The organism is Vibrio sp. 10N.261.51.A4 (assembly GCF_041471945.1).
GTDB classification, from domain to species: domain Bacteria; phylum Pseudomonadota; class Gammaproteobacteria; order Enterobacterales; family Vibrionaceae; genus Vibrio; species Vibrio crassostreae_C.
Genome location: NZ_JBFRPJ010000100.1, coordinates 1 through 22,454, shown reverse-complemented (window position 1 = coordinate 22,454; position 22,454 = coordinate 1). Strand labels below are relative to the sequence as shown.

General features: G+C 46.2%; 25 protein-coding genes. 15 read left to right on the top strand and 10 right to left on the bottom strand.

Features of this window, described 5'->3' with window-relative positions:
* The first annotated feature begins 323 nt into the window (after positions 1-323).
* Positions 324-869, top strand: coding sequence for a gamma carbonic anhydrase family protein (locus tag AB4384_RS20965; protein ID WP_017058763.1), 546 nt, complete (start codon positions 324-326; stop codon positions 867-869).
* Here AB4384_RS20965 and AB4384_RS20960 read toward each other — a convergent pair.
* The 4 genes from AB4384_RS20960 to AB4384_RS20945 all read right to left on the bottom strand — a co-directional run bounded on the left by AB4384_RS20960 (position 866) and on the right by AB4384_RS20945 (position 3,555).
* Positions 866-1,135, bottom strand: coding sequence for a DUF1488 domain-containing protein (locus AB4384_RS20960; protein WP_372130068.1), 270 nt, complete (start codon positions 1,133-1,135; stop codon positions 866-868). The genes AB4384_RS20965 and AB4384_RS20960 overlap by 4 nt on opposite strands.
* A 17-nt stretch (positions 1,136-1,152) precedes the next feature.
* Positions 1,153-1,983, bottom strand: a complete 831-nt coding sequence (gene aroE / locus AB4384_RS20955; RefSeq protein ID WP_017067739.1) for a shikimate dehydrogenase — start codon at positions 1,981-1,983, stop codon at positions 1,153-1,155.
* Positions 1,984-2,060: 77 nt separating this feature from the next.
* Positions 2,061-2,978 (bottom strand): oxygen-dependent coproporphyrinogen oxidase, encoded by a 918-nt coding sequence (gene hemF / locus AB4384_RS20950; protein ID WP_017069580.1) that lies wholly within the window; start codon positions 2,976-2,978, stop codon positions 2,061-2,063.
* A gap of 19 nt (positions 2,979-2,997) precedes the next feature.
* Complete coding sequence (locus AB4384_RS20945) at positions 2,998-3,555, bottom strand: L-threonylcarbamoyladenylate synthase (protein ID WP_017058767.1); 558 nt, start codon at positions 3,553-3,555, stop codon at positions 2,998-3,000.
* 195 nt (positions 3,556-3,750) lie between these two features.
* On the opposite strand from AB4384_RS20945, the gene purE reads away from it, so the two are divergent.
* Positions 3,751-4,236: a 5-(carboxyamino)imidazole ribonucleotide mutase gene (gene purE / locus AB4384_RS20940; RefSeq protein WP_004735777.1), complete on the top strand. Its 486-nt coding sequence runs from the start codon at positions 3,751-3,753 to the stop codon at positions 4,234-4,236.
* Positions 4,237-4,241: 5 nt separating this feature from the next.
* Positions 4,242-5,372, top strand: a complete 1,131-nt coding sequence (locus AB4384_RS20935) for a 5-(carboxyamino)imidazole ribonucleotide synthase (RefSeq protein WP_065584145.1) — start codon at positions 4,242-4,244, stop codon at positions 5,370-5,372.
* Positions 5,373-5,460: 88 nt separating this feature from the next.
* Here AB4384_RS20935 and AB4384_RS20930 read toward each other — a convergent pair whose 3' ends face one another.
* From AB4384_RS20930 to AB4384_RS20915, 4 genes are read right to left on the bottom strand one after another with little or no spacing between them, the layout of a single operon-like run.
* Entirely contained in the window at positions 5,461-6,030 is a 570-nt protein-coding gene (locus tag AB4384_RS20930) for a type I DNA topoisomerase (protein ID WP_372130067.1), read from the bottom strand.
* 12 nt (positions 6,031-6,042) lie between these two features.
* Complete coding sequence (locus AB4384_RS20925; RefSeq protein WP_029235873.1) at positions 6,043-6,519, bottom strand: DUF494 family protein; 477 nt, start codon at positions 6,517-6,519, stop codon at positions 6,043-6,045.
* Positions 6,520-6,522: 3 nt separating this feature from the next.
* Complete coding sequence (dprA, locus tag AB4384_RS20920; RefSeq protein WP_327784986.1) at positions 6,523-7,635, bottom strand: DNA-processing protein DprA; 1,113 nt, start codon at positions 7,633-7,635, stop codon at positions 6,523-6,525.
* Complete coding sequence (locus AB4384_RS20915; RefSeq protein WP_372130066.1) at positions 7,632-8,723, bottom strand: LysM peptidoglycan-binding domain-containing protein; 1,092 nt, start codon at positions 8,721-8,723, stop codon at positions 7,632-7,634. Before AB4384_RS20915 ends, dprA begins: the two co-directional genes overlap by 4 nt.
* 140 nt (positions 8,724-8,863) lie before the next feature.
* On the opposite strand from AB4384_RS20915, the gene def reads away from it, so the two are divergent.
* The 6 genes from def (at position 8,864) to AB4384_RS20885 (ending at position 15,438) form a co-directional block, all read left to right on the top strand.
* On the top strand, positions 8,864-9,376 hold the full coding sequence (def, locus tag AB4384_RS20910; protein WP_004735769.1) for a peptide deformylase: 513 nt from the start codon (positions 8,864-8,866) through the stop codon (positions 9,374-9,376).
* A 38-nt stretch (positions 9,377-9,414) separates the two neighbouring features.
* A complete protein-coding gene (gene fmt, locus AB4384_RS20905) occupies positions 9,415-10,380 on the top strand; it encodes a methionyl-tRNA formyltransferase (protein WP_372130065.1) in 966 nt (321 codons plus the stop codon).
* A 119-nt stretch (positions 10,381-10,499) separates the two neighbouring features.
* Positions 10,500-11,780, top strand: a complete 1,281-nt coding sequence (rsmB, locus tag AB4384_RS20900) for a 16S rRNA (cytosine(967)-C(5))-methyltransferase RsmB (protein WP_372130064.1) — start codon at positions 10,500-10,502, stop codon at positions 11,778-11,780.
* Between the two features lie 109 nt (positions 11,781-11,889).
* Positions 11,890-13,266: a Trk system potassium transporter TrkA gene (gene trkA, locus AB4384_RS20895; protein WP_004735766.1), complete on the top strand. Its 1,377-nt coding sequence runs from the start codon at positions 11,890-11,892 to the stop codon at positions 13,264-13,266.
* A 96-nt stretch (positions 13,267-13,362) separates the two neighbouring features.
* Complete coding sequence (locus AB4384_RS20890; RefSeq protein WP_372130063.1) at positions 13,363-14,808, top strand: TrkH family potassium uptake protein; 1,446 nt, start codon at positions 13,363-13,365, stop codon at positions 14,806-14,808.
* Positions 14,809-14,835: 27 nt separating this feature from the next.
* On the top strand, positions 14,836-15,438 hold the full coding sequence (locus AB4384_RS20885) for a DUF3157 family protein (protein WP_372130062.1): 603 nt from the start codon (positions 14,836-14,838) through the stop codon (positions 15,436-15,438).
* Here the strand turns inward: AB4384_RS20885 and AB4384_RS20880 are convergent.
* Positions 15,435-16,088: a hemolysin III family protein gene (locus AB4384_RS20880; protein ID WP_102498560.1), complete on the bottom strand. Its 654-nt coding sequence runs from the start codon at positions 16,086-16,088 to the stop codon at positions 15,435-15,437. The two genes, AB4384_RS20885 and AB4384_RS20880, sit on opposite strands and share 4 nt — an antisense overlap.
* 108 nt (positions 16,089-16,196) lie before the next feature.
* Positions 16,197-16,988 (bottom strand): sporulation protein, encoded by a 792-nt coding sequence (locus AB4384_RS20875; protein WP_102575032.1) that lies wholly within the window; start codon positions 16,986-16,988, stop codon positions 16,197-16,199.
* A gap of 283 nt (positions 16,989-17,271) precedes the next feature.
* Between AB4384_RS20875 and AB4384_RS20870 the strand changes: the two genes are divergently transcribed.
* From AB4384_RS20870 to AB4384_RS20845, 6 genes are all read left to right on the top strand, one after another.
* The gene (locus AB4384_RS20870; RefSeq protein ID WP_004735761.1) at positions 17,272-17,439 is read left to right on the top strand and encodes a hypothetical protein; all 168 of its coding nucleotides are present in this window, start codon (positions 17,272-17,274) and stop codon (positions 17,437-17,439) included.
* A gap of 131 nt (positions 17,440-17,570) precedes the next feature.
* Positions 17,571-17,834 (top strand): YihD family protein, encoded by a 264-nt coding sequence (locus AB4384_RS20865; protein WP_004735759.1) that lies wholly within the window; start codon positions 17,571-17,573, stop codon positions 17,832-17,834.
* A gap of 326 nt (positions 17,835-18,160) precedes the next feature.
* The gene (gene ccoG, locus AB4384_RS20860; protein ID WP_065584151.1) at positions 18,161-19,579 is read left to right on the top strand and encodes a cytochrome c oxidase accessory protein CcoG; all 1,419 of its coding nucleotides are present in this window, start codon (positions 18,161-18,163) and stop codon (positions 19,577-19,579) included.
* Positions 19,580-19,652: 73 nt separating this feature from the next.
* Positions 19,653-20,639, top strand: coding sequence for a serine/threonine protein kinase (locus tag AB4384_RS20855; protein ID WP_371714959.1), 987 nt, complete (start codon positions 19,653-19,655; stop codon positions 20,637-20,639).
* A 53-nt stretch (positions 20,640-20,692) separates the two neighbouring features.
* Positions 20,693-21,292, top strand: coding sequence for a thiol:disulfide interchange protein DsbA/DsbL (locus AB4384_RS20850; RefSeq protein WP_048610871.1), 600 nt, complete (start codon positions 20,693-20,695; stop codon positions 21,290-21,292).
* A gap of 141 nt (positions 21,293-21,433) precedes the next feature.
* Positions 21,434-22,390: a DUF2860 domain-containing protein gene (locus AB4384_RS20845; protein WP_372130061.1), complete on the top strand. Its 957-nt coding sequence runs from the start codon at positions 21,434-21,436 to the stop codon at positions 22,388-22,390.
* Positions 22,391-22,454: the final 64 nt, after the last annotated feature.

The following is a 22,454-nucleotide window of genomic DNA, read 5'->3' as shown; positions in this document are numbered from 1 at the left end:
TTGTTAAAGAGCTTTTCCTTTTTGAGCTTCGCTCAAATCGGACGGCCATTTTAGCGATTTAAGTTTTAGTGTCAACCACTATTTTCAAAACTTTTTTCAAGCGCTTAGCTTGGCTAATTTGACCTGCTGATTCGTTTTGGTTTCTTACGAAGCCTTCCCGTTTCAACGAGGTCGCATTATAGAGATTTCGATCACACTGGCAAGCCCTTTTTGAAGTTTTTCTTACTTTTTTGATTGTTCGAGCGTTTTTTGTTCAAAACACCCCATTTTCACTAGTATTCCTCTTAATTAAGGGCTTAAGGTGCCTATATAAAGGAGGATTTATGAGTTCAATACGCAGTTATAAAGGAATATCCCCTCAGATTGGGCAAGGTGTCTATATAGATACCAGTTCAGTACTGGTTGGTGATATCAAAATCGGTAACGACTCTAGCGTGTGGCCTTTGGTTGCAGCTCGAGGGGATGTGAACCACATTCATATTGGAGAGAGAACGAATATCCAAGATGGTAGTGTCTTGCACGTCACCCATAAGAATGCTGAAAACCCTGACGGTTATCCTCTCTTAATAGGTAATGATGTCACTATCGGGCATAAAGTAATGCTGCATGGCTGCACTATTGAGGATCGTGTACTTGTTGGTATGGGAGCGATCGTGTTGGATGGCGTGATTATCCAAAAAGAAGTGATGATTGGTGCTGGTAGCTTAGTGCCACCAAACAAGGTACTTGAAAGCGGTTACCTCTATGTAGGAAGCCCAGTAAAACAAGCTCGCCCATTAAATGATAAAGAGCGTGCCTTTCTACAGAAGTCTGCAGACAACTACGTTCAGAATAAAAATGACTATCTAGACTCTGTAATTTCAGTCTAAAGCGCTTTGATCTGAATCCGATTAGAGGAGTCATACTCCTCTTCTTCTATTAACCCTTCCGCTAGCTCTTCAATATCGAAACGTAACTCTGAAAAGATAACTAAAGCTTGATCGCCTTCTTCTATATCTTTACCTGCCAATCGTGATAATTCCTCAATAGACATGACACATTCAATCAATGCGCCCGACTGTTGTGCTGGGAACGTGATTGTTCGGCTCTCTTCATCCCAATCTTGGATATCAGGAAATAGAATTGATTGATTCATTTTTTATAAACACCCCATTACATCTCTAGATTTTTACGTAATTCTCTTAAAATCTGTTTTGTTCCCGGACGAAGACCACGCCAAAGCATAAAGCTTTCTGCTGCCTGCCCCACTAGCATACCCAAACCATCATAAGCAGCATGAACACCATTATCTAATGCCCATTGATTGAATACCGTCGTTCCAGATCCATAAACCATGTCATAAACGGCGCTAGTAGAATTGAAAATCACCTCAGACACTTCAGGAAGCTGCCCGCTTAGACCAGATGAGGTAGAGTTAATAATGACATCAAAGCCTTCATTAACATCACTTAGCCCCATCCCCTTGATGTTGCCATGCGACGAAAACATCTCAGCCAGAAGTTCAGCCTTGGAGCTGGTTCGATTAGCGACCACCAGCTGTTGTGGCTTTTGGTCGAGAAGAGGTTGAATCACTCCTCTCGCAGCACCACCAGCGCCAAGAAGAAGAACACGTGCTCCTTTTAGCGTGACTTGATGTTGAAGCAGGTCTTGAACTAAGCCCTCACCATCGGTGTTATCACCAATGATCTCTCCATCATCTAACTTCTTAAGGGTATTTACGGCACCAGCTAGTTCAGCTCTCTCAGTTAGGCGATTGGCTAACTGATAGGCATCTTCTTTAAAAGGCGCTGTGACATTGCACCCTCGACCACCTTCGCTGAAAAAGGTTTTGGCAGCAGTGATAAATTGACCGTGCTCTGGCTGTAATGCTGTATAGGTAAGTTGTTGGCTGGTTTGGCGAGCAAATAATGTGTGAATGAATGGCGATTTGCTTTGCCCAATAGGATTACCGAAAACGGCATAACGATCTACTTGCTGTGTCATATCCTTACCTAACAGAAATAATAAAAAGGGTCATCTATATAGATGACCCTATCACTATCCCTATAAGGAAGGAAGAACTACCAAACTCGAGGTTTGAGGTAGTCACTATAAAGCAAAGCTTCTGGTGAGCCCGCTTGCGGTTCATAGCGATATTCCCAACGAGCCAACGGCGGCATCGACATCAATATAGACTCTGTGCGCCCACCGCTTTGCAGGCCAAATAAGGTACCACGGTCGTAAACTAGGTTGAATTCAACATAGCGGCCACGACGGTATAGTTGGAAGTCACGCTCACGTTCGCCATAAGGTGTATCTTTGCGACGCTCGACAATAGGTAAGTACGCCGCAGCAAAACCTTCACCGACAGCCTGCATATAAGCAAAGCTCTTATCGAAACCCCACTCATTTAAGTCATCAAAGAACAGACCACCAACACCACGTGTTTCGTCTCGGTGAGGAAGATAGAAGTACTTATCACACCACTCTTTGTGTTCTTGATAAACATCATCACCAAACGGCGCACAAAGATCTTTAGCAGTTTGATGCCAAGATTGGCAATCTTCATCGACAGGATAAAATGGCGTTAAGTCAAAACCACCACCAAACCACCAAATCGGGTCTTCCCCTTCTTTTTCCGCAATGAAGAATCGAACGTTCGCGTGTGAGGTTGGGATATATGGGTTTTTAGGGTGGATAACTAATGAAACCCCCATCGCCTCAAACTTACGTCCGGCTAACTCAGGACGGTGAGCGGTTGCAGAGGCAGGCATTGCTTTACCAGCGACGTGAGAGAAGTTAACTCCACCCTGTTCAAATAAAGCACCATTGGTCATCACGCGAGTACGACCACCGCCACCTAGACGATCGCCAGGTTCTCGCTCCCATGCATCTTCTTCAAACAACGCTACACCATCAGCTTGCTCAAGCTGCTGGCAAATCGAATCTTGTAGGCTCAGTAAAAACTGCTTTACTGCTTCTTTATCAATTGCTGACATCTTACTTCCTTTGCAGGGTTTAACCCTGTCTTAATATTTTCGACGTTTTTGCATCTCTAATTTCGCTTGGCTTCTCACGGCCACCCGTTTGGCCTTCTAGAATCGCGACTAAGTGTTGACCCAGTTGCTGTTGAACTTCTTCAGTCGTCATACAAGGCGGCTCGCCAGTCAGGTTGGCACTGGTAGAGGTTAACGGCTTGCCGAACTCATTACACATTCTTTGAACCAAAGGGTGATCCGTCACTCGTACCGCGATGGAATCAAACTGGCCGCTGACCCAGTCAGTAACTTTGCTGCTGGTTGGCATAATCCAAGTGACCGGACCTGGCCATGTCGCTTTCACTGTTACCAACTGTTCTTCCGTCAACTGGCTTTCATCAATATAAGGAAGCAGCTGCTCGTAACTTGCAGCAATCAAGATCAAGCCCTTTTCAACTGGACGCTGTTTTAACTCGAGTAATTTCTTGATGGCATGTGGATTATCAGGATCACAACCAACCCCAAAAACGCCTTCGGTCGGGTAAGCAATGACTTCACCTTGTTGTAATGCCTGCAATGTATGTTGAAAGTTATCCACGGGTTGCCTCATTAAGTCAGTTATCGAACTCGCTAAGTGTACAAATTATCATTCACTGTGACTAAAGCTATTTGTTTATAAAATGTATCAATTAACAACTTAGACTGACGCAAACGTTTTCCTTAAGTAATTTTACCCGTATAATGCGCGCAAAATATCTAATCACTAATTAAATCGTACCTGAAGGAGTTTGAGATGACTGTCGGTATTATCATGGGTTCTAAATCTGATTGGCCAACAATGAAGCTAGCTGCAGAAATGTTGGATCAGTTTGGCGTGGCGTACGAAACAAAAGTGGTTTCTGCTCACCGCACACCTCAGTTGCTTGCAGACTACGCAACCAGTGCGAAAGAGCGCGGTATTAAAGTAATTATTGCTGGTGCTGGCGGTGCAGCGCACCTTCCGGGCATGGCTGCTGCTTTCACAAGCGTACCAGTTCTGGGTGTTCCAGTTCAGTCTAAAGCACTGAAAGGCATGGACTCTCTGCTTTCTATCGTGCAGATGCCAAAAGGTATCGCGGTAGGTACTTTGGCTATCGGTGAAGCTGGCGCTGCCAATGCAGGCATCCTAGCGGCTCAAATCATTGGTACACACAATGAAGAAGTAATGGCAAAAGTAGAAGCATTCCGTTCTGAGCAAACAGAAACGGTTTTGGCTAATCCAAACCCTGCAGAGGACTAATTTCCATGCATGTTCTTGTGTTAGGCGCGGGCCAACTTGCTCGCATGATGTCCCTAGCTGGGGCACCGCTGAATATTGAAATTTCTGCTTTTGATGTTGGCAGCAAAAATATTGTTCACCCATTAACGCAAGCGATTCTAGGTAACGGCTTAGAAAATGCGATTGAGCGTGCGGACGTCATTACTGCTGAATTCGAACATATTCCTCACGATGTACTTGAGGTGTGTGAGCGCAGCGGTAAGTTCTTACCGACAACAGAAGCAATCAAAGCTGGCGGTGACCGTCGTCTTGAAAAAGCCCTGTTAGACGAAGCGAACGTGAAGAATGCTAAGTACTACGTGGTTAACTCTCGCGAAGACTTTGACGCTGCAATTGCTCACGTTGGCTTACCAATGGTGTTGAAGAGCACACTTGGCGGCTACGACGGCAAGGGCCAATGGCGCTTAAAGACATTAGACAATGTTGACGCGACTTGGGCAGAAATGGCTGAGTGCATTACCGCGACCGACAACCAAGCGATTGTGGCTGAAGAGTTTGTTCCGTTTGACCGCGAAGTATCACTGGTTGGTGCTCGTGATACCAATGGCGAGGTTCAAGTGTATCCACTGGCTGAGAATGTTCACACCGACGGCGTGTTGAGCTTATCGACAGCGATTGATGACATTGAACTGCAAGAGCAAGCGAAAACCATGTTCACCGCAGTTGCAGAACGTTTGGACTACGTTGGCGTGCTTGCACTTGAGTTCTTTGATGTTCAAGGTTCACTGCTAGTTAATGAGATTGCACCACGAGTTCATAACTCTGGTCACTGGACGCAACAAGGCGCAGAGACTTGTCAGTTTGAAAACCACCTACGTGCCGTATGTGGCATGCCACTAGGCAGCACTAAACTGATTCGTCCAACCGCAATGATCAACATTCTTGGTGAAGATACCCTACCTGAAGCGATTCTGGCTCAAGGTGGTTGTCATGTTCATTGGTATGGCAAAGAGAAGCGTGCAGGTCGTAAGATGGGCCACATTAACGTGAGCGCTGACTACAACGCAGAATTACAAAGAGCGTTGTGCTCATTGGCTGAGATTCTTGATAAACAAGCCTACCCTGCTGTGCATGAGTTTGCTGAGCAGATGAAGTAAGCCTACATTGGCTTATTGATATAAAAAGTTTATTGGATACAAAAACGGCGCTCAGTGAGCGCCGTTTTTTTGTGTCTATAATATCGAGTTATTGAGATTGAATGTGGTGACACTTGCGATCTGCGCATTGCTTCTTGGTACCACTGGCCGTTTTCTTCTCCAGCAACAATGGAAACAAGCATTCTTCACAACGACCTATAACAGGTGGCTGATTAACGGCGAATTTACACTTAGGGTAGTTATCACAAGCATAGAAGATTTTGCCATAGCGAGATTTACGCTCAACCAAATGGCCTCTGCCACACTCAGGGCAAGCAACAAGTGGCTGCTCTTCAGACCGTTCTTTCGGTTGGTCCAAAGATTCGATGTGATTACACGTTGGGTAGCTACTACAACCAATGAACATCCCAAAGCGACCTTGCCTTAATACCAACTCGTTTTGGCATTTAGGGCACGGTACGCCCAGCTCTTTCACCACATGACCATCATTTTGATGAAGAGGCTTGATGTAATCACAGCTCGGATACTGCTTACAGCCTAAAAATGGGCCGTGCTTACCATGGCGAAGCTGAAGCTCCCCACCACACTGTGGACAAGGTTCATGCTCTAACGCATGTTCATGTGCTGAAAAAAGCTGATTATCAATCTTACTACTCATGACAAGCCTGTATTAATGCAAGATACCTTGCTCTTTGGTGTACAACAGCTCTTCCATTTGCGTGTAAGCACTTTCATTACCCGGTACATTGAATAGCACCATTAAGATAATCCATTTCAGATCATCCAATTCAAATTCGTTGGTCTCAAGCCCCATTACACGATCAATCACCATTTCACGAATCTCTGTCGTGAGCACGTTGATCTGCTCTAGGAATAGTAGGAAACCTCGACACTCCATATTAATACGTGAAATCTCTCGACTGGTATAAACACGCATCGAGGTATTGGAGCACATAGTAATCGCCGCTTGGTTGTCGGTATCTTGCAGTGCCGCAAGATCTTCTAACCAATGGAGGGCCTTATAAATATCGTCTTGGTGAAACCCTGCTCGAAGAAGCTCATCTTCCAGCTCGTCTTGATCCACCTGCAATTCAGAATCGCTATGGATGTAGGTTTCAAACAAGTACATCAGTATGTCCATCATCATAGCTTAGCCTCTCCCCTTTCGAATATAGCCACCGGAAACTGCAACAACATGCCCTGAGAGCTCAAGCTCTAAAAGCTGCATCATGACTTCATGCACAGGTATATGGGTTCTCTGTGCCAAAATATCAACGGGTGTCGCCTCTAATCCTACGTTAGCTAACAGCTGTGGAAATGGCAATTGTTCATTTTCACCCTTATTCTGCGTAGGTTCGAATAAGCTCGGCTGCTGATCTATAGACCAGTTTAACAGACTCTTTATTTCAATCAGAACATCTTGAGCATTTTGCACTAAACATGCTCCAGCTTTGATTAGACTGTTACCTCCGCGGCTGGTTGGGCTATGAATAGAACCGGGAAGCGCAAACACTTCTCGACCTTGCTCCATGGCATAGCGAGCGGTAATTAAAGAGCCACTCTTCTCAGCCGCTTCCACCACCAAGGTTCCTAACGACAAGCCACTTATAATACGGTTACGGCGAGGGAAATGTTCAGGTCGTGGTTTGGCGCTTGGACGAAACTCTGAAATCAGCGCGCCGTTCTCACAGATCCTCTCCGCTAGATTTCGGTGTCGTGCTGGATAAATAGAATCCAAACCAGAGCCCAACACAGCGAAAGTTTCCCCTCCTTTATCCAGAGCACCATCATGAGCATAGCCATCGATACCTAAAGCTAAGCCACTGGTGACAATCAAACCGTTTTGGACAAACTCTTTGGCGAAGGACTTCGCTGTCTGCAGCCCTTCAAGACTGGCATTGCGACTGCCGACCATAGCGATTTGAGGTTCAATCAGCTTTTCGACGTGACCTTTAACGAAAAGAACACTGGGCGCAGAGGCAATCTCATTGAGCAGTTTGGGATAATATGAGCAATTCGGGGTAATAATGTGATGGTTAGGCTGTTTTGCTTGCCATGATAAGCAAGCCTCCACTTCTCTTGGGGCTTGCTCTCTTAGATAGGATATTTGCTTAGCTGACAAACCCATCGCTTGCAGCTGCTGACTTGAGTAGCCAACAATGTTCGAAGGGGAATCGATACTCAGCAGGCGAGAAAGGCGTTTGCCACCCAATTGCGGAACAAAACTTAGAGTTAACCAAGCACTCAGTTGTTGCTCATTCACTCGGTACCCTTAATCTCTTCCGTCAAAGCAAGGTCCAAAGGCGATACCGCCAGAATATCATTACTAACAGGCTTAGAGCTCTGAGTAATCAACGCGAGGCTAAAATGCTCATAAGGACGAATAACCATCAAGCTACCCAGCGAGGTACTTGGCAATTGCACCTTATCGCTCGCCGCCGACTCTTTATAGCTGTATTCACCTTGCTTACCAAACACCACTGCACCGCTTTCGCTGAGGGTAAACATAGAGCCTTGGCGAAGGTTATCCTGTGAACCTTTGTTGATCACTACCACCTGATTCTTCGCGCTGTATTGGCTGCCATCTAACGAACCCAAGATATTAGCAAACTGACCCGCCGCACTAGGTGCAGGGTAAAACGTGGTAGAGAGCTTCACCTGATCAACACCAAGTTCTGGTAGCACGAGGTCGTTGAGCAGTACCTCTTGCAGTTGAGTGTCTATCTGTAAACAACTGAACTCAGCATCTACCTCTTTTAAGCGCGCAGTGGCGACCAAACGCAACGAGGTAATACTCGCTTGGGGTTGCTGCCGTTGGTAGGTTTCAACGGCGCGGTAGATACCCCACTTTTGATGCTGTTGGTTACCTGATATGAATAACCGGTCTGCACCAGATAAGAATCTCTTTCCATCACTGGTCCCTAATACTCGTTGCGCCGATTCGATATCTTGCTGCTCTACCAAGCGATCAGACTGTAAATAAGGCAGAACCAGCCCCTCATTGACGGTAGGCACTGCTTTCTTCTCAGAGACACGAATCTTAGGGCTAAGTTTGATAACAGGCTTGAGGCTCAATACAGGCTCACCATTAATCCAAACCAAAGACAGTTTATCTCCGGGATAAATAAGATGAGGGTTTTCTATCTCTGGATTGACCTGCCATAACCTTGGCCACAACCATGGGCTATCGAGATACATCGCGGAGATATCCCATAAAGTATCGCCCTTAACCACCACATACGCCTCGGGTGCGCCCTGTTTAATGGTTAAAGGTTGCTCACTATTTTCCGCCGTAGCGGCGAACGAAATCGAGGCACAAATAAGAGAAAAAGTGGGAGAAAAATGACGCATGACCTAGGTTCCTTGGTCTAAATATATGACATCTGATTAGAGAATTAACTTCAGGATGCTGTCATTTGACCTCTAAAATGTCTAGAATTGAGCCAACAAGGTTTAAGCTGTTTCGGCACAGTTCAATATTTCGAGTGTATATGTCTGTATTACAAGTATTAACATTACCAGATGATCGTCTACGTACCGTGGCGAAACCGGTAAAAGAAGTTACCCCAGAGATTCAAAAGTTCGTTGATGACATGATTGAAACCATGTACGACGAAGAAGGTATCGGCCTTGCGGCAACGCAAGTAGATTTCCACCAGCGCATCGTTGTTATCGACATTTCAGAAACACGTGACGAGCCTATGGTTCTGATCAACCCTGAAATTACCGACAAACGTGGCGAAGATGGTATCGAAGAAGGCTGTCTATCTGTACCAGGCGCTCGAGCTCTAGTCCCTCGCGCTGCAGAAGTAACGGTTAAAGCATTAGACCGTGAAGGCAACGAATTCACATTCGACGCTGACGACCTTCTGGCTATCTGTGTTCAGCACGAACTTGACCACCTAGAAGGCAAGTTGTTTGTTGATTACCTATCGCCACTAAAGCGCAAACGTATTCAAGATAAGCTAGCGAAGATTAAACGTTTCAACGAGAAACAAGGTTAATAACCGCTGCTATTACTAAATTAAGAAGGAAGTCTACCTTGAGTCAATCTTTAAGAATTGTCTTCGCAGGTACTCCGGATTTCGCCGCCCGTCATTTGGCGGCGTTGTTGTCTTCGGAGCATGAAGTTATTGCTGTTTACACACAGCCAGATCGTCCAGCAGGCCGCGGTAAAAAACTGACTGCGAGCCCAGTAAAAAACATCGCACTTGAAAACAATATTCCGGTTTACCAACCAGAAAACTTCAAGTCAGATGAAGCTAAGCAAGAGCTAGCAGATTTGAATGCTGACATCATGGTTGTTGTCGCTTACGGCTTGCTTCTTCCACAAGCTGTATTAGATACGCCTCGCTTGGGTTGTATCAACGTGCATGGTTCTATCCTACCGCGCTGGCGTGGTGCTGCTCCGATCCAACGCTCTATCTGGGCGGGCGATAAAGAGACTGGCGTGACGATCATGCAGATGGATATCGGCCTAGATACCGGTGATATGCTCAGCATCGCAACGCTGCCAATCGAAGCGACAGATACTAGCGCGTCAATGTATGAGAAGTTGGCAGGCCTTGGTCCTGATGCTCTTGTTGAGTGTTTAGCAGACATCGCTTCTGGTAAAGCCGCTGCTGAGAAGCAAGATGACGAGTTTGCTAACTACGCGAAGAAGCTGAGCAAAGAAGAAGCGAAGATTGACTGGAATGACAGTGCAGAACACATCGAACGTTGTGTGCGCGCTTTCAACCCATGGCCAATGAGTCACTTTGCGATTACTGATAGCAGCTCTAATGATGAAAAAAGCATTAAAGTTTGGCAGACACGTGTTGATCAAGAATCAACATCTGCGCCAGCTGGCTCAATCATCAAAGCAGATAAAACGGGTATCTATGTTGCGACTGGCGACAAAGTACTGGTTTTGGAACAACTGCAAGTTCCTGGCAAAAAAGCCATGTCAGTTCAAGACATATTGAACTCACGTGCAAGCTGGTTTGAAGTTGGTACTCAACTTTCTTAACCGCTTTAAAGCTACTCAATATGCACTTAAAAATGTGTAGCTTGTAAAAACACAGTTTAGAAAACCTTTACGAGGGCAGAGATGCCCTCATGTATTCAAATAAATATTCGGTACCCCTCATGAATGTTCGCGCTGCTGCTGCAAATGTCCTATTCCAAGTTGTCGATAAAGGCCACTCTCTTTCACACGCTCTCCCTGCGGCTCAAAAAACGATCCGTCCGCGAGACCATGCTCTACTGCAAGAGATTTGCTACGGCGCACTTCGTTACCTGCCTCGCTTAGAGTCAATCGCTAACGAACTGATGGAAAACTCGCTTAAAGGTAAAAAGCGCGTCTTCCATCACCTGATCCTAGTAGGCATTTATCAGTTGGGCTTTATGCGAATTCCTTCGCATGCCGCCGTTGCTGAAACAGTTGAAGCAACCAAAACACTGCGTGGCCCAAGCCTCAGTGGTTTGATCAATGCCGTACTTCGCAGCTATCTGCGCGATCAAGAAGAGCTAGACGAGAAAGCCGTTAGCCACAATGCTGGCAAATACAGCCATCCAAGCTGGATTCTAAAAATGCTTCAAGAGAGCTACCCAGATCAGTGGGAGCAATTGGTTGAAGCAAACAATAACAAGGCACCAATGTGGCTGCGCGTAAACCGCCAACACCACACTCGTGACGAGTATGTTGAACTGCTTAAAAACGAAAACATTGAATACACACTGCACCCTGAAGCAGCTGATGCCATAAAATTAGCCTCACCTTGTGACGTTACTTTGCTTCCTGGCTTCGACAGAGGCTGGGTATCTGTGCAAGATGCTGCAGCTCAGTTGTCCGTTGATTTCCTAACACCAAAAGATGGTGAGCTAATCCTAGATTGCTGCGCAGCACCTGGTGGTAAAACTGCACACATTCTTGAACATACTCAAGACACTGAAGTGGTTGCAATCGACAGTGATATTAAGCGCCTAGACCGCGTTTACGATAACCTTGAACGCCTACAACTACGTGCCGACGTAATCTGTGGTGATGCTCGCTACCCTGAAGAGTGGTGGACAGGCAGTCAGTTTGACCGCATCCTACTTGATGCTCCGTGTTCAGCGACCGGTGTAATTCGCCGTCACCCTGACATTAAGTGGCTACGTCGTGCATCTGATATTGATGCACTAGCAGAGCTGCAAAGCGAAATCTTGGATGCAATGTGGCGCCAGCTAAAAGAAGGCGGCACCATAGTTTATGCGACATGTTCTATCACGCCGCAAGAAAACGTGCTGCAAGTGAAAGCATTCTTAGAGCGTACCGAGAACGCAACGCTGGTTGGGTCTGATATCGAAAAACCGGGTCGTCAAATACTGCCTGGTGAAGAAGATATGGATGGCTTCTACTACGCAGTTCTAGTAAAACAGGCATAACAACTAACAGCGGCTAAGAATTTATTTCTTAGCCGCTGTTTCTTTCTAGTGCATTATCAAAGCAAAATGAGATCACTAGAATTACAACGGCAAAAATAAGAGAAAGGCTATGAAGATCATTATTCTAGGTGCTGGACAAGTTGGCGGTACCCTTGCTGAAAACCTAGTGGGTGAAAACAATGACATCACGATTGTCGACCGTAATGCCGACCGACTTCGTGAACTTCAGGACAAATACGACCTTAGAGTTGTAAACGGTTATGCCAGCCACCCGAACACACTACGTGAAGCGGGCGCGCAAGATGCCGACATGTTGGTTGCCGTAACCAACATGGATGAAACCAACATGGCCGCATGTCAGGTTGCCTTTTCTCTGTTTAATACGCCAAACCGAATTGCCCGTATCCGCTCTCCACAGTATTTAGAAGAGAAAGAAGCACTCTTCAAATCAGGGGCGATTCCGGTCGATCATTTGATTGCCCCAGAAGAACTCGTCACTAGCTACATCGAGCGCCTGATTCAATATCCAGGTGCATTACAGGTTGTGAGCTTTGCTGAACAAAAGGTTAGCCTAGTCGCGGTAAAAGCCTACTACGGTGGCCCACTGGTCGGTAATGCACTGTCTGCTTTGCGTGAGCACATGCCGCACATTGATACTCGTGTAGCCGCTATTTTCCGTCAAGGTCGCCCTATTCGCCCACAAGGAACTACCATCATTGAAGCCGATGATGAGGTTTTCTTTGTGGCTGCGAGTAACCATATCCGCTCAGTAATGAGTGAGCTTCAGCGCTTAGAGAAACCGTATCGTCGCATCATGATTGTTGGCGGTGGTAACATTGGTGCAAGTTTGGCAAAACGCCTTGAGCAAAGCTACAGCATCAAACTTATCGAGCGCAGCTATACTCGCGCCGAGAAACTATCTGAAGAATTAGAAAACACCATCGTATTCTGTGGCGATGCAGCCGACCAAGAGCTGCTGACCGAAGAGAACATCGATCAGGTGGATGTGTTCATTGCTCTAACCAATGAAGATGAAACCAACATCATGTCAGCGATGCTGGCGAAGCGAATGGGTGCCAAGAAAGTAATGGTGCTGATTCAGCGTGGCGCTTATGTCGACCTTGTTCAGGGTGGCGTGATTGATATTGCGATATCTCCACAGCAAGCGACGATTTCCGCGCTGCTTACTCACGTTCGTCGTGCTGATATTGTTAACGTATCCTCTCTACGTCGCGGGGCTGCTGAGGCGATTGAAGCCATTGCTCACGGTGACGAGACCACCTCTAAAGTCGTTGGCCGAGCAATTGGCGACATCAAACTGCCACCGGGCACCACTATTGGTGCGATTGTTCGCGGAGAAGAGGTGCTTATCGCGCACGATAGAACCGTAATCGAACAGGATGACCACGTAGTGATGTTCCTAGTGGACAAGAAATACGTACCGGATGTTGAGTCTCTATTCCAACCGAGCCCGTTCTTCTTATAGCCTTGTTCTCGTGAGCTTCTTCTCGCAACTTTCTTTTTATGAGAACGACGCTCCGGCACAAGGCTGTAATCAATTAAAGCTATGGTCTATTAAGCTATGGTCAACTTTCGTCCGATATTATTAGTGATAGGGTTAGTGTTATCAAAACTCGCCCTTTTCATGTACATCCCCACATTGGTTGCCTTTTTTACTGGCACCGGTGGCTTCCTCGAGTTTGGTCAATCAGTAGTGATCACGCACATTGTGGCGTTCATCTGCTTGAGCTTGGGCCGCTCCGCTAAGTTCCGACTTGGGGTGCGGGATATGTTCCTTATCACCTCTTTGGTTTGGACAATCGCCAGCGCCTTTGCCGCCCTGCCCTTTGTCTTCATTAACCACATCAGCTTTACAGACGCCTACTTCGAAACCATGTCAGGTATCACCACGACAGGCTCAACCGTATTAAGCGGCTTAGACAGCATGGCACCAAGCATTCTGTTGTGGCGTTCTATACTGCAATGGTTAGGTGGTATCGGCTTCATCGTGATGGCGGTAGCGGTTCTACCAATGCTCAACGTTGGTGGTATGCGCCTGTTCCAAACCGAATCATCCGACTGGTCAGATAAAAGCAGCCCACGAGCAAAAACCGTCGCGAAGAACATCGTGGCGGTTTACCTGGTTCTGACTGGTTTATGCATCATTAGCTATTTGTTTGCAGGCATGGGCATCTTTGACGCGATCAATCACGCGTTCACAACACTGTCGACGGGGGGTTACTCAACCTCAGATGGATCGATGAACCACTTCTCCAACAATGCTCACTGGGTGGGAACACTATTCATGTTCCTTGGCGGCCTGCCGTTCTTACTGTTTGTTAGCGCACTGCGAGGCCGAAAACTCTCAATCCTCTACAAAGACGCGCAAGTGAGAGGTTTCACGTACCTGTTCTTTGTCACCAGCGCCGTAATATCAACATGGTTGGTGGTTAGAGATGGCTACACTGTTATGGATGCGATGCGTGTTTCGATGTTCAACATTGTGTCAGTCGTCACCACAACCGGTTTTGGCTTAGAAGACTTCACCGCCTGGGGTGCACTGCCAACCACCTTGTTTGCATTCCTAATGATGGCGGGAGCTTGCTCGGGTTCAACCTCTGGCGGTATTAAAATCTTCCGTTTCCAGATCGCGATGACCATGCTCCACAAACAAATGATGAAGCTAATTCACCCATCAGGCGTATTTGTTCAACGCTACAATCAGCGACCGGTGAATGACGATATTGTGCGTTCACTCGTGGCATTTGGTTTGATGTTCTTTATCACGATTATCTTAATTGCAGGCGGCTTGAGCGCGATGGGACTTGATCCTGTGACCAGTATATCTGGCGCTATCACAGCCGTTGCCAACGTGGGCCCAGGCATGGGCAGCGTGATCGGTCCAACCGGGAACTTTGCTCCACTGCCAGACGCCGCTAAATGGTTGCTAAGTTTAGGAATGCTAATGGGACGACTCGAGATACTGACGCTCATTGTTCTATTTTTCCCAGCCTTTTGGCGACGCTAACCAAGCAAAAAAATCAAGGAAACACAGATGAAATCATACGTACTTCTCGCTAGCGCATTGCTCGCAAACTCAGTATTCATAAGCTCTGCCTTTGCTGATCAAATGGTCACATTGCCTGATGGCAAGCAAGTGTTACTAAAAGACGATTTTACTTGGCAGTATGTGGCAGAAAATAAAACAGAAGAAACAACAACGACAGAGATAACTTCAGCGGTAACGACGGCGCCAGTCGCAGCAGTACCCGTAGTCGCTGTCCCAGTTGCAACGAGTACGCGTGGTACTACGATTGTGGTTAATAGTAAAAAGCCAAGCTTACAACTGTCTCAATCCGGAGTGGATGTCGTATTAGGCGCGAGCCGCTATGAAAGTGGTGAGCTTATCATTCCGACAGCCATCACCAACCAAGGCACTCAAGCTGTCATTTTGGTATCACTTAACATCAGCGTATTTACCGCAGAAGGTGAGCTACTGGCACAACAAGAAGTCGCAGTCTGGAAATCAATCAAACGAATGGCCGACACTTACCTGCGACCAAAGACAGCTGAAGAAGGTAAGTTGATAGAACTCGACCTAGCAGAGCACCCTGAATATCAGATTAAAGCCGAGATTATCGAAGTCGTTGCCCGCTAAACTGGTGTCACGAACAGGTAGATAGCGAAGAAATGGCAAGCGCAGCCCGCCAACACAAACAAGTGCCAGATGGCATGGTTATAAGGGATGCGTTTTGCCACATAGAAAATCACACCCAGCGAGTAAATCACCCCGCCAACCGCCAGTAACACCAAACCACCTATATCGATATTCATCGCCAATTGATAAACAACAATCAAAGATAGCCAACCCATCGCCAAGTAAATGAACAACGATAAGCGCTTGAATCGGTACACAAAGGCAATCTTCATGATGATGCCCACCAGCGCAATTCCCCAAATCACCGCCATCAAGCCCATCGCTAATGGGGTTCTTAAGCCCACCAAGAGAAACGGCGTGTAACTGCCCGCGATCAGCAAGTAAATCGCACAGTGATCGAGCGTTTTGAGTAAGCGCTTGGTTTTCTCAGTGGTGATCGAGTGGTACAACGTGGAAGCAAGAAAGAGCAGAATAATACTGCTGCCATACACCGCCATACTGGTAACAGTAAGCATGTCGGCTTGGTAATCAAACGCACGAATCAGTAACAGGATCAGGCCCACTACGCCAAGTACGACGCCCAAACCATGGGTTATCGCATTAGCGCGTTCTTCGATGTCACTGTATTCGCTGGCTGATGATGCAGACATGAGTATCCTACTAGAGTAAATGTTCGATTGACCCAGTATTACATATTAAGCTTACACGTGTAAGCTTAAATTTTTATGACAAAATGACTTATAAAATGTGCTATTCAGCTAAGATGCGCTTTCTAAATACTCGACCACCATCTTACCGGCGTCTTCTGGTGAGGTATCAAGCGGGACACTCAATTGACGCTGTAGCTGACCAATTCCCAGCAAACTCGCCAACATACCTTTGGCACCATCGCGATTGCGGTCTATCTCAAACCACAACTTAAGTTCTGTCTCACCACGATGAGCAACAACCTCAAGCTCACGCCAGCGACCATGATAAGGGCCAGTAGTCGGCACAAACTCAAACTCTTGGACAAACGGCAGTTCAAAGCCATCCACCGCTTCACATTCCACTTGGCGTATCCGTAGCCCTTGAGCTTCAAGTGCGTTAAAGATGCCATCGAGGAGTGCATCAGGACGAACCGTTAAGGTGTCTTTATCCGATGGGTCAATCGCCATCGCAATATCGAGCCCGGTTTCAAGCCATACTTTTGAATCACCAATCGTGACTGGTGTATTCAGCGGTACATCAAACTCACATTCAAAGTCGCGGGTTTCTCCCGGCTGAATCACAAAGGCATACGGCAGGCTCCATTTAGCCAACGAGTACGTCTGATGCATTCGGCGTTTATGACCGCCCTCTTGCCTTTGCGAGTTCATGGTGACTTCTTTGACGTAACGACAGCACAAGTTGAGATCAATGTTGTCGATTTCTTGTGGCTGAGCGCCACCATAGACATGCACAATAATGCTCGCCTTCTTGCCTGGGTAAAGCACTTCCTGTTGCAATACAGAATCCACCTTGGCAGATCCAATACCAAAACTAGCTAACGTTTTCTTTAAGAACGACATATGCACCTCCTTTAAAGCATCATCTTAAGCCTGAAAGAGGTTCAAACTCAAATATACTGCTCACACTATTTTAGCTCTAATATCGTTTAATTATCACTCAGGCGTCGATCGATAACTTAGATAGTGATAATCTAAGCCTTGATATGCATGCATATCATTATCCTGATTTATTTTTCGGATTGGCGAAAGCCAGACGAGTGACTCTTCAAGTAATTGAAGCGAAGCTCATGATAAGTCAGGCCATTAGATTGGCAATGGATATGCCTGACCGTTAGGTAAATTAATGCGCCCAACAGCTGTCAGGTTCTCGCACACCAACCGTAGTGCGATGCGTCGTCGTAGTGGCTTTGTTGCTGCTCCAACGGCTAAGAAATTGGCTCCTACAATGACTCTCGTTCAGAAGACTGCTTTATTGGCACCGACTGCAACAAAAGTAATTAAAGCCGCTTAACGAAAAGCGCAGTTTTTACTGCGCTTTTTTCTTGCCCGGCCCCATCTTGAAATGTCTTTACACATTGGTATTCCCTACCCGATTTGATACCTTAACCACAAATCATTATAAAATTTGTGGAGAAGTAAAGTATGAAGTGTCACCGCATTGAGGAACTGCTTGAACTGATGGAGCCTGAGTGGCAGAAAGATCAAGAGCTTAACCTATTAGAGTTCATCATTAAGCTATCAAACGAAGCAGGCTACCAAGGCAAGCTAGAAGAGCTGACTGACGATGTTCTTATCTATCACCTAAAAATGCGCAACAGCGAAAAAGATGAGATGATCCCGGGCCTGAAAAAAGACCAAGAAGATGATTTCAAAACCGCAATTCTAAAAGCACGTGGCCTTCTTTAGTCGCCCGTTAGTTTAGAGCTCAATTGCCGTATAGATAAAACACTCAATTTTAAAAAGCGACCACCAGGTCGCTTTTTTGTTTCTGTTCGCTATTTTTTCGTCACAACTGTTATGACTTTTGTTGTTAAAGGTTGATAGCGTTAAAGAAATGAGAACAAGATTGTCGCTATAATCGCCATCCATAAGAATCTTCTAAAATAATAAGAGTGAGTGCGATAACAACAAATGCACCAAGCTCAATTTCAACAGGTTCTCTAAACCATACTTTCAAGTAATGTCGTCATGCCCGACTTAACCGGGCAAACAAGCCACAAAAAGGATAGTCCATGAGTCAGGATAAAATCGATATCAAAGATGTGACTCCTAAAACCTTTAACCCGAAAACACATAAAGGTAATGGAGATCGATTTAACCCAAGTAACCGAATCTATGTTCGAGAAAGCAAAGGTAAATTCCAACAACTGCGTCGCTATGGCGGTTGGTTCTTACTTTTACTTTTTGCGCTTATCCCATGGATTCCCTTTGGTGAACGTCAAGCGATCTTGCTCGATATCGGCAGCCAACAGTTCAACTTCTTTGGCACCACCTTATACCCGCAAGATCTGACCCTACTCGCGATCCTATTTATGATTGCCGCGTTTGGCCTGTTTTTCATAACCACCTTCTTAGGCCGCGTCTGGTGTGGCTATTTATGCCCGCAAACCGTCTGGACCTTCATGTATATCTGGTTCGAAGAGAAGCTAGAAGGCGCTGCCAATAAGCGAAGAAAACAAGACTCGGGCAAACTGACGAGCAATTTAATCCTCAGAAAAACCCTCAAACACATTGCGTGGTGGGCGATTGCCATTGCGACGGGCTTAACCTTTGTTGGTTACTTCATCCCAATCAAAGAGTTAGTGGTTGGCTTCTTTACCTTTAACTCGTCTTTCTGGCCGGTGTTTTGGGTACTGTTCTTTGCTGGATGTACTTATGCCAATGCGGGTTGGATGCGTTCAATTGTTTGTCTGCACATGTGTCCTTACGCGCGTTTCCAGTCGGCAATGTTCGATAAAGACACCTTCATCGTTGGTTACAACACAGAACGTGGTGAAAGCCGTGGCCCTCGCTCTCGTAAAGCCGATCCAAAAGAGCTTGGTCTAGGCGACTGTATTGACTGTAATCTGTGTGTACAAGTGTGCCCTACGGGTATCGATATCCGTGACGGCCTGCAATACGAGTGTATTAACTGCGGCGCGTGTATTGATGCCTGTGACAACACGATGGAGCGTATGGGCTATGAGAAAGGCCTGATCAATTACACCACCGAGCACAGACTTGAAGGTCACTCGACCAAGGTAATGCGTCCCAAGCTGTTGGGCTATGGCGCTATCTTGATCGTGATGCTGGGCTTGTTCTTCGCCCAAATCGCGAGCGTTGATCCTGCCGGCCTAAGTGTTCTGCGTGACCGAAACCAACTGTTTAGAGTCAATAACCAAGGGTTGGTTGAAAACACCTACACCTTGAAAGTGATCAACAAGACTCAACAAGAGCAAGAGTACAAACTCGATGTTAGCGGACTGCCCGATTCTATCTGGTATGGTAAACAGACGATTACTGTCGATCCAGGCGAGGTTTTGAACCTACCTATCAGTTTGGGCGCCGACCCAGAAAAACTGAGCTCACCAGTTTCGACAATTCAGTTTATACTCTCGGATAATGAAGAGTTTACGATGGAAGTCGAAAGCCGCTTTATCAAGAAGCTCTGATACCCGCACCGTAGTGCTTGGTATAACAACCCAATAAATGGAAAAAGGCTCAGTAATGAGCCTTTTTTATTCTATGACGATGCAAGCCTTTAACTTTGATAACCTGACTCCTGACTTCATGTGGTACGCACTGGAGAGCATCGGAGTTCGCGCTGAATCCGGGCTTCTCGCTCTCAACAGTTACGAAAACCGTGTCTATCAGTTCACCGATGAAGACCGTAAGCGCTACGTCGTTAAGTTTTACCGTCCACAACGCTGGAACAAGGCACAGATCCAAGAAGAGCATGACTTCGCACTCGAGCTTATCGAACAAGAGATGCCGGTTGCGCCTCCAATGCGAATCAACGGTGCAACCTTACATGAATACCAAGGCTACCTATTTGCACTATTTGAAAGTGTTGGCGGCAGACAGTATGAAGTTGACAATCTAGATCAATTGGAAGGCGTAGGACGCTTTCTTGGTCGTATTCATAAAGCCAGCGCGGGAAGAACATTCCAGCATCGCCCGACCATCAGCTTAGATGAATACCTTTATCAGCCACGTAAGATTCTAGAGAACTCTCAGTTTATCCCGACGCACCTAGAAAATGCCTTCTTCAATGACGTCGACCTTCTGATCAAAGAGCTAGAGAGCCAGTGGCCAAGCAATATTGGAAATATCCGCCTGCATGGTGACTGCCACCCTGGCAATATCTTGTGGCGTGACGGGCCAATGTTCGTCGATCTTGATGACGCACGTAACGGCCCTGCGATACAAGATTTGTGGATGCTGCTTAACGGCGAGAGTCAAGATAAGCTAATGCAACTGGATATTTTGCTAGAGAGCTATCAAGAATTTTGCGATTTTAATACCGCGCAACTGAAACTAATCGAGCCACTACGCGGTCTACGTATGGTGCATTACATGGCATGGTTGGCGAAACGATGGAACGATCCTGCATTTCCTCTAGCCTTCCCATGGTTTAATGATCCAAAATATTGGGAGCAACAAGTACTTGCTTGTAAAGAGCAAATTGCTACCCTGCAAGAGCCACCACTTTCGTTAATGCCTCAGTGGTAACAGCAATCGCAACACAACTAGATAAAAATTCAAACATAATGGAGATTGGATAAATGAAAAAGCTATTCGCATTTTTCTCATTGATCATGTTGAGCCTTTCAGCTCACGCTGCGAAATTTAACGAAGGTGAACACTACAAAGTTCTCGATCTAGAAGCATCAAAAAAACCAATGGTGACAGAGTTCTTCTCTTTCTACTGCCCACACTGTAATAGCTTTGAACCAATCATCCAGCAGCTAAAACAACAGCTACCTAAAGACGCTAAGCTACAGAAGAACCATGTTTCATTCATGGGTGGCAACATGGGTCTGCCAATGAGCAAAGCTTACGCGACAATGATTGCACTGAAAGTTGAAGATAAAATGGTGCCAGTGATGTTTAACCGCATCCACACAATGAACAAGCCACCACGTGATGAAGAAGAACTGCGTCAAATCTTCCTAGACGAAGGCGTTGATGCGAAGAAATTCGATGCTGCGTATAACGGCTTTGCTGTAGATTCTATGGTTCGTCGCTTCGACAAAGCATTCAAAGACAGCGGCCTTTCAGGTGTACCCGCTGTTGTGGTTAACAACCGCTACCTAGTAGAAGCTCAAGGTATCAACTCTCTTGATGAGTACTTCGAGCTCGTGAACTTCTTATTAAAGAAGTAAGCCATTGATGAAAGGAAGCTTCGGCTTCCTTTTTTTTTTGCTAGTTCAAAAATCATTATTGATAAATAATTAACCTGGAAGTTTAAAGCTTTACTGCTATTAATAACCCGTCCTAAGAACCGGTGGGCAAGGAGCCCTTGAATGAAAATAAAAATAACTCTCTTGGCATTGAGCGTTGCGGCTTCTCCCGCTTTTGCCAAGCTTGCAGACCAACAAGGTTTCAGTGGTGAAATCTCTCTCAATACCGGGGTTACCTCTTCCACCTCGAACTTTAATACCGATGCTAATAGCAATCTTTCATCCACAGATCAGAAGGCTTCTTCGGAAAGCTCTTTTCTGGTTGCTCCTTTAGGTAGTGTTGCTTATACCTTTGGTGAAAAGCTAAACCATCAGGTATACACAGGTACCGCGCGAGATGATGTAGCAACAGGTACTGTAGTTCTCGAAGTCGGTTACAAATACCAACTTGAGTCAGGCATGGTGATCGACGCTTCACTGCTGCCAACCATTATGTCTGGTGAAACTTGGGCTGATCCATACAACACCACATCAGCTCGCACCAAGACCGATGAAACTGGCAATGCGTTTCGTTTGAAGCTAAGCAACATTGCGGGCTCAGCTTTCTCGCTAGACATGGCCTATGCGACCAAAGATGTCGACAAGGATGATATTCAAGATCAAGAGCTCAAACGAGATGCCAATACTCTCTACTTGAAAGGTCAATATCGCCTGCCACTCAGTCGTACCATGATGCTTATTCCATCCGTCATCTATCAAACACGTGATGCTGATGGTAAAGCTGAATCTTACGACCAATTCGGTGGTGAGGTAAGCTTGTTTGGTTGCATGGGGCGTCACCAGTACGCACTAACAGCGGGTTACAGCCAACGCTCTTACGATGCGAGCAACCCGATCTACGACAAGAAACGCAGCGACGACAATATCAACCTATTCGCCGCCTATGAGTATGATCAATTCATGGATTGGGAAAACTGGTCGTTTATTTCACTGGCAGGCTACGGCACCAGCGACTCGAACATTACCTTCTACGACGAGTCTCAATATATCGTTTCAGTTGGCTTGAACTACAAGTTCTAACCTTAGCGAGTATGAACTGCAATCCAACGAAAGCCTGCATCTAAGCCTGTCTCTTGATCACAAG

What these genes read in the sequence shown, in the direction of transcription:
- AB4384_RS20925 (WP_029235873.1), bottom strand. Translation starts at nt 6,519, where the DNA reads ATGATGATGGACATACTGATGTACTTGTTTGAAACCTACATCCATAGC.
- ccoG (WP_065584151.1), top strand. Translation starts at nt 18,161, where the DNA reads ATGAGTCAGGATAAAATCGATATCAAAGATGTGACTCCTAAAACCTTT.
- AB4384_RS20960 (WP_372130068.1), bottom strand. Translation starts at nt 1,135, where the DNA reads ATGAATCAATCAATTCTATTTCCTGATATCCAAGATTGGGATGAAGAG.
- aroE (WP_017067739.1), bottom strand. Translation starts at nt 1,983, where the DNA reads ATGACACAGCAAGTAGATCGTTATGCCGTTTTCGGTAATCCTATTGGG.
- AB4384_RS20880 (WP_102498560.1), bottom strand. Translation starts at nt 16,088, where the DNA reads ATGTCTGCATCATCAGCCAGCGAATACAGTGACATCGAAGAACGCGCT.
- AB4384_RS20885 (WP_372130062.1), top strand. Translation starts at nt 14,836, where the DNA reads ATGAAATCATACGTACTTCTCGCTAGCGCATTGCTCGCAAACTCAGTA.
- AB4384_RS20935 (WP_065584145.1), top strand. Translation starts at nt 4,242, where the DNA reads ATGCATGTTCTTGTGTTAGGCGCGGGCCAACTTGCTCGCATGATGTCC.
- def (WP_004735769.1), top strand. Translation starts at nt 8,864, where the DNA reads ATGTCTGTATTACAAGTATTAACATTACCAGATGATCGTCTACGTACC.
- AB4384_RS20890 (WP_372130063.1), top strand. Translation starts at nt 13,363, where the DNA reads ATGGTCAACTTTCGTCCGATATTATTAGTGATAGGGTTAGTGTTATCA.
- rsmB (WP_372130064.1), top strand. Translation starts at nt 10,500, where the DNA reads ATGAATGTTCGCGCTGCTGCTGCAAATGTCCTATTCCAAGTTGTCGAT.
- AB4384_RS20965 (WP_017058763.1), top strand. Translation starts at nt 324, where the DNA reads ATGAGTTCAATACGCAGTTATAAAGGAATATCCCCTCAGATTGGGCAA.
- AB4384_RS20855 (WP_371714959.1), top strand. Translation starts at nt 19,653, where the DNA reads ATGACGATGCAAGCCTTTAACTTTGATAACCTGACTCCTGACTTCATG.
- trkA (WP_004735766.1), top strand. Translation starts at nt 11,890, where the DNA reads ATGAAGATCATTATTCTAGGTGCTGGACAAGTTGGCGGTACCCTTGCT.
- purE (WP_004735777.1), top strand. Translation starts at nt 3,751, where the DNA reads ATGACTGTCGGTATTATCATGGGTTCTAAATCTGATTGGCCAACAATG.
- AB4384_RS20850 (WP_048610871.1), top strand. Translation starts at nt 20,693, where the DNA reads ATGAAAAAGCTATTCGCATTTTTCTCATTGATCATGTTGAGCCTTTCA.
- AB4384_RS20865 (WP_004735759.1), top strand. Translation starts at nt 17,571, where the DNA reads ATGAAGTGTCACCGCATTGAGGAACTGCTTGAACTGATGGAGCCTGAG.
- AB4384_RS20930 (WP_372130067.1), bottom strand. Translation starts at nt 6,030, where the DNA reads ATGAGTAGTAAGATTGATAATCAGCTTTTTTCAGCACATGAACATGCG.
- AB4384_RS20915 (WP_372130066.1), bottom strand. Translation starts at nt 8,723, where the DNA reads ATGCGTCATTTTTCTCCCACTTTTTCTCTTATTTGTGCCTCGATTTCG.
- AB4384_RS20875 (WP_102575032.1), bottom strand. Translation starts at nt 16,988, where the DNA reads ATGTCGTTCTTAAAGAAAACGTTAGCTAGTTTTGGTATTGGATCTGCC.
- AB4384_RS20870 (WP_004735761.1), top strand. Translation starts at nt 17,272, where the DNA reads ATGCGCCCAACAGCTGTCAGGTTCTCGCACACCAACCGTAGTGCGATG.
- AB4384_RS20845 (WP_372130061.1), top strand. Translation starts at nt 21,434, where the DNA reads ATGAAAATAAAAATAACTCTCTTGGCATTGAGCGTTGCGGCTTCTCCC.
- hemF (WP_017069580.1), bottom strand. Translation starts at nt 2,978, where the DNA reads ATGTCAGCAATTGATAAAGAAGCAGTAAAGCAGTTTTTACTGAGCCTA.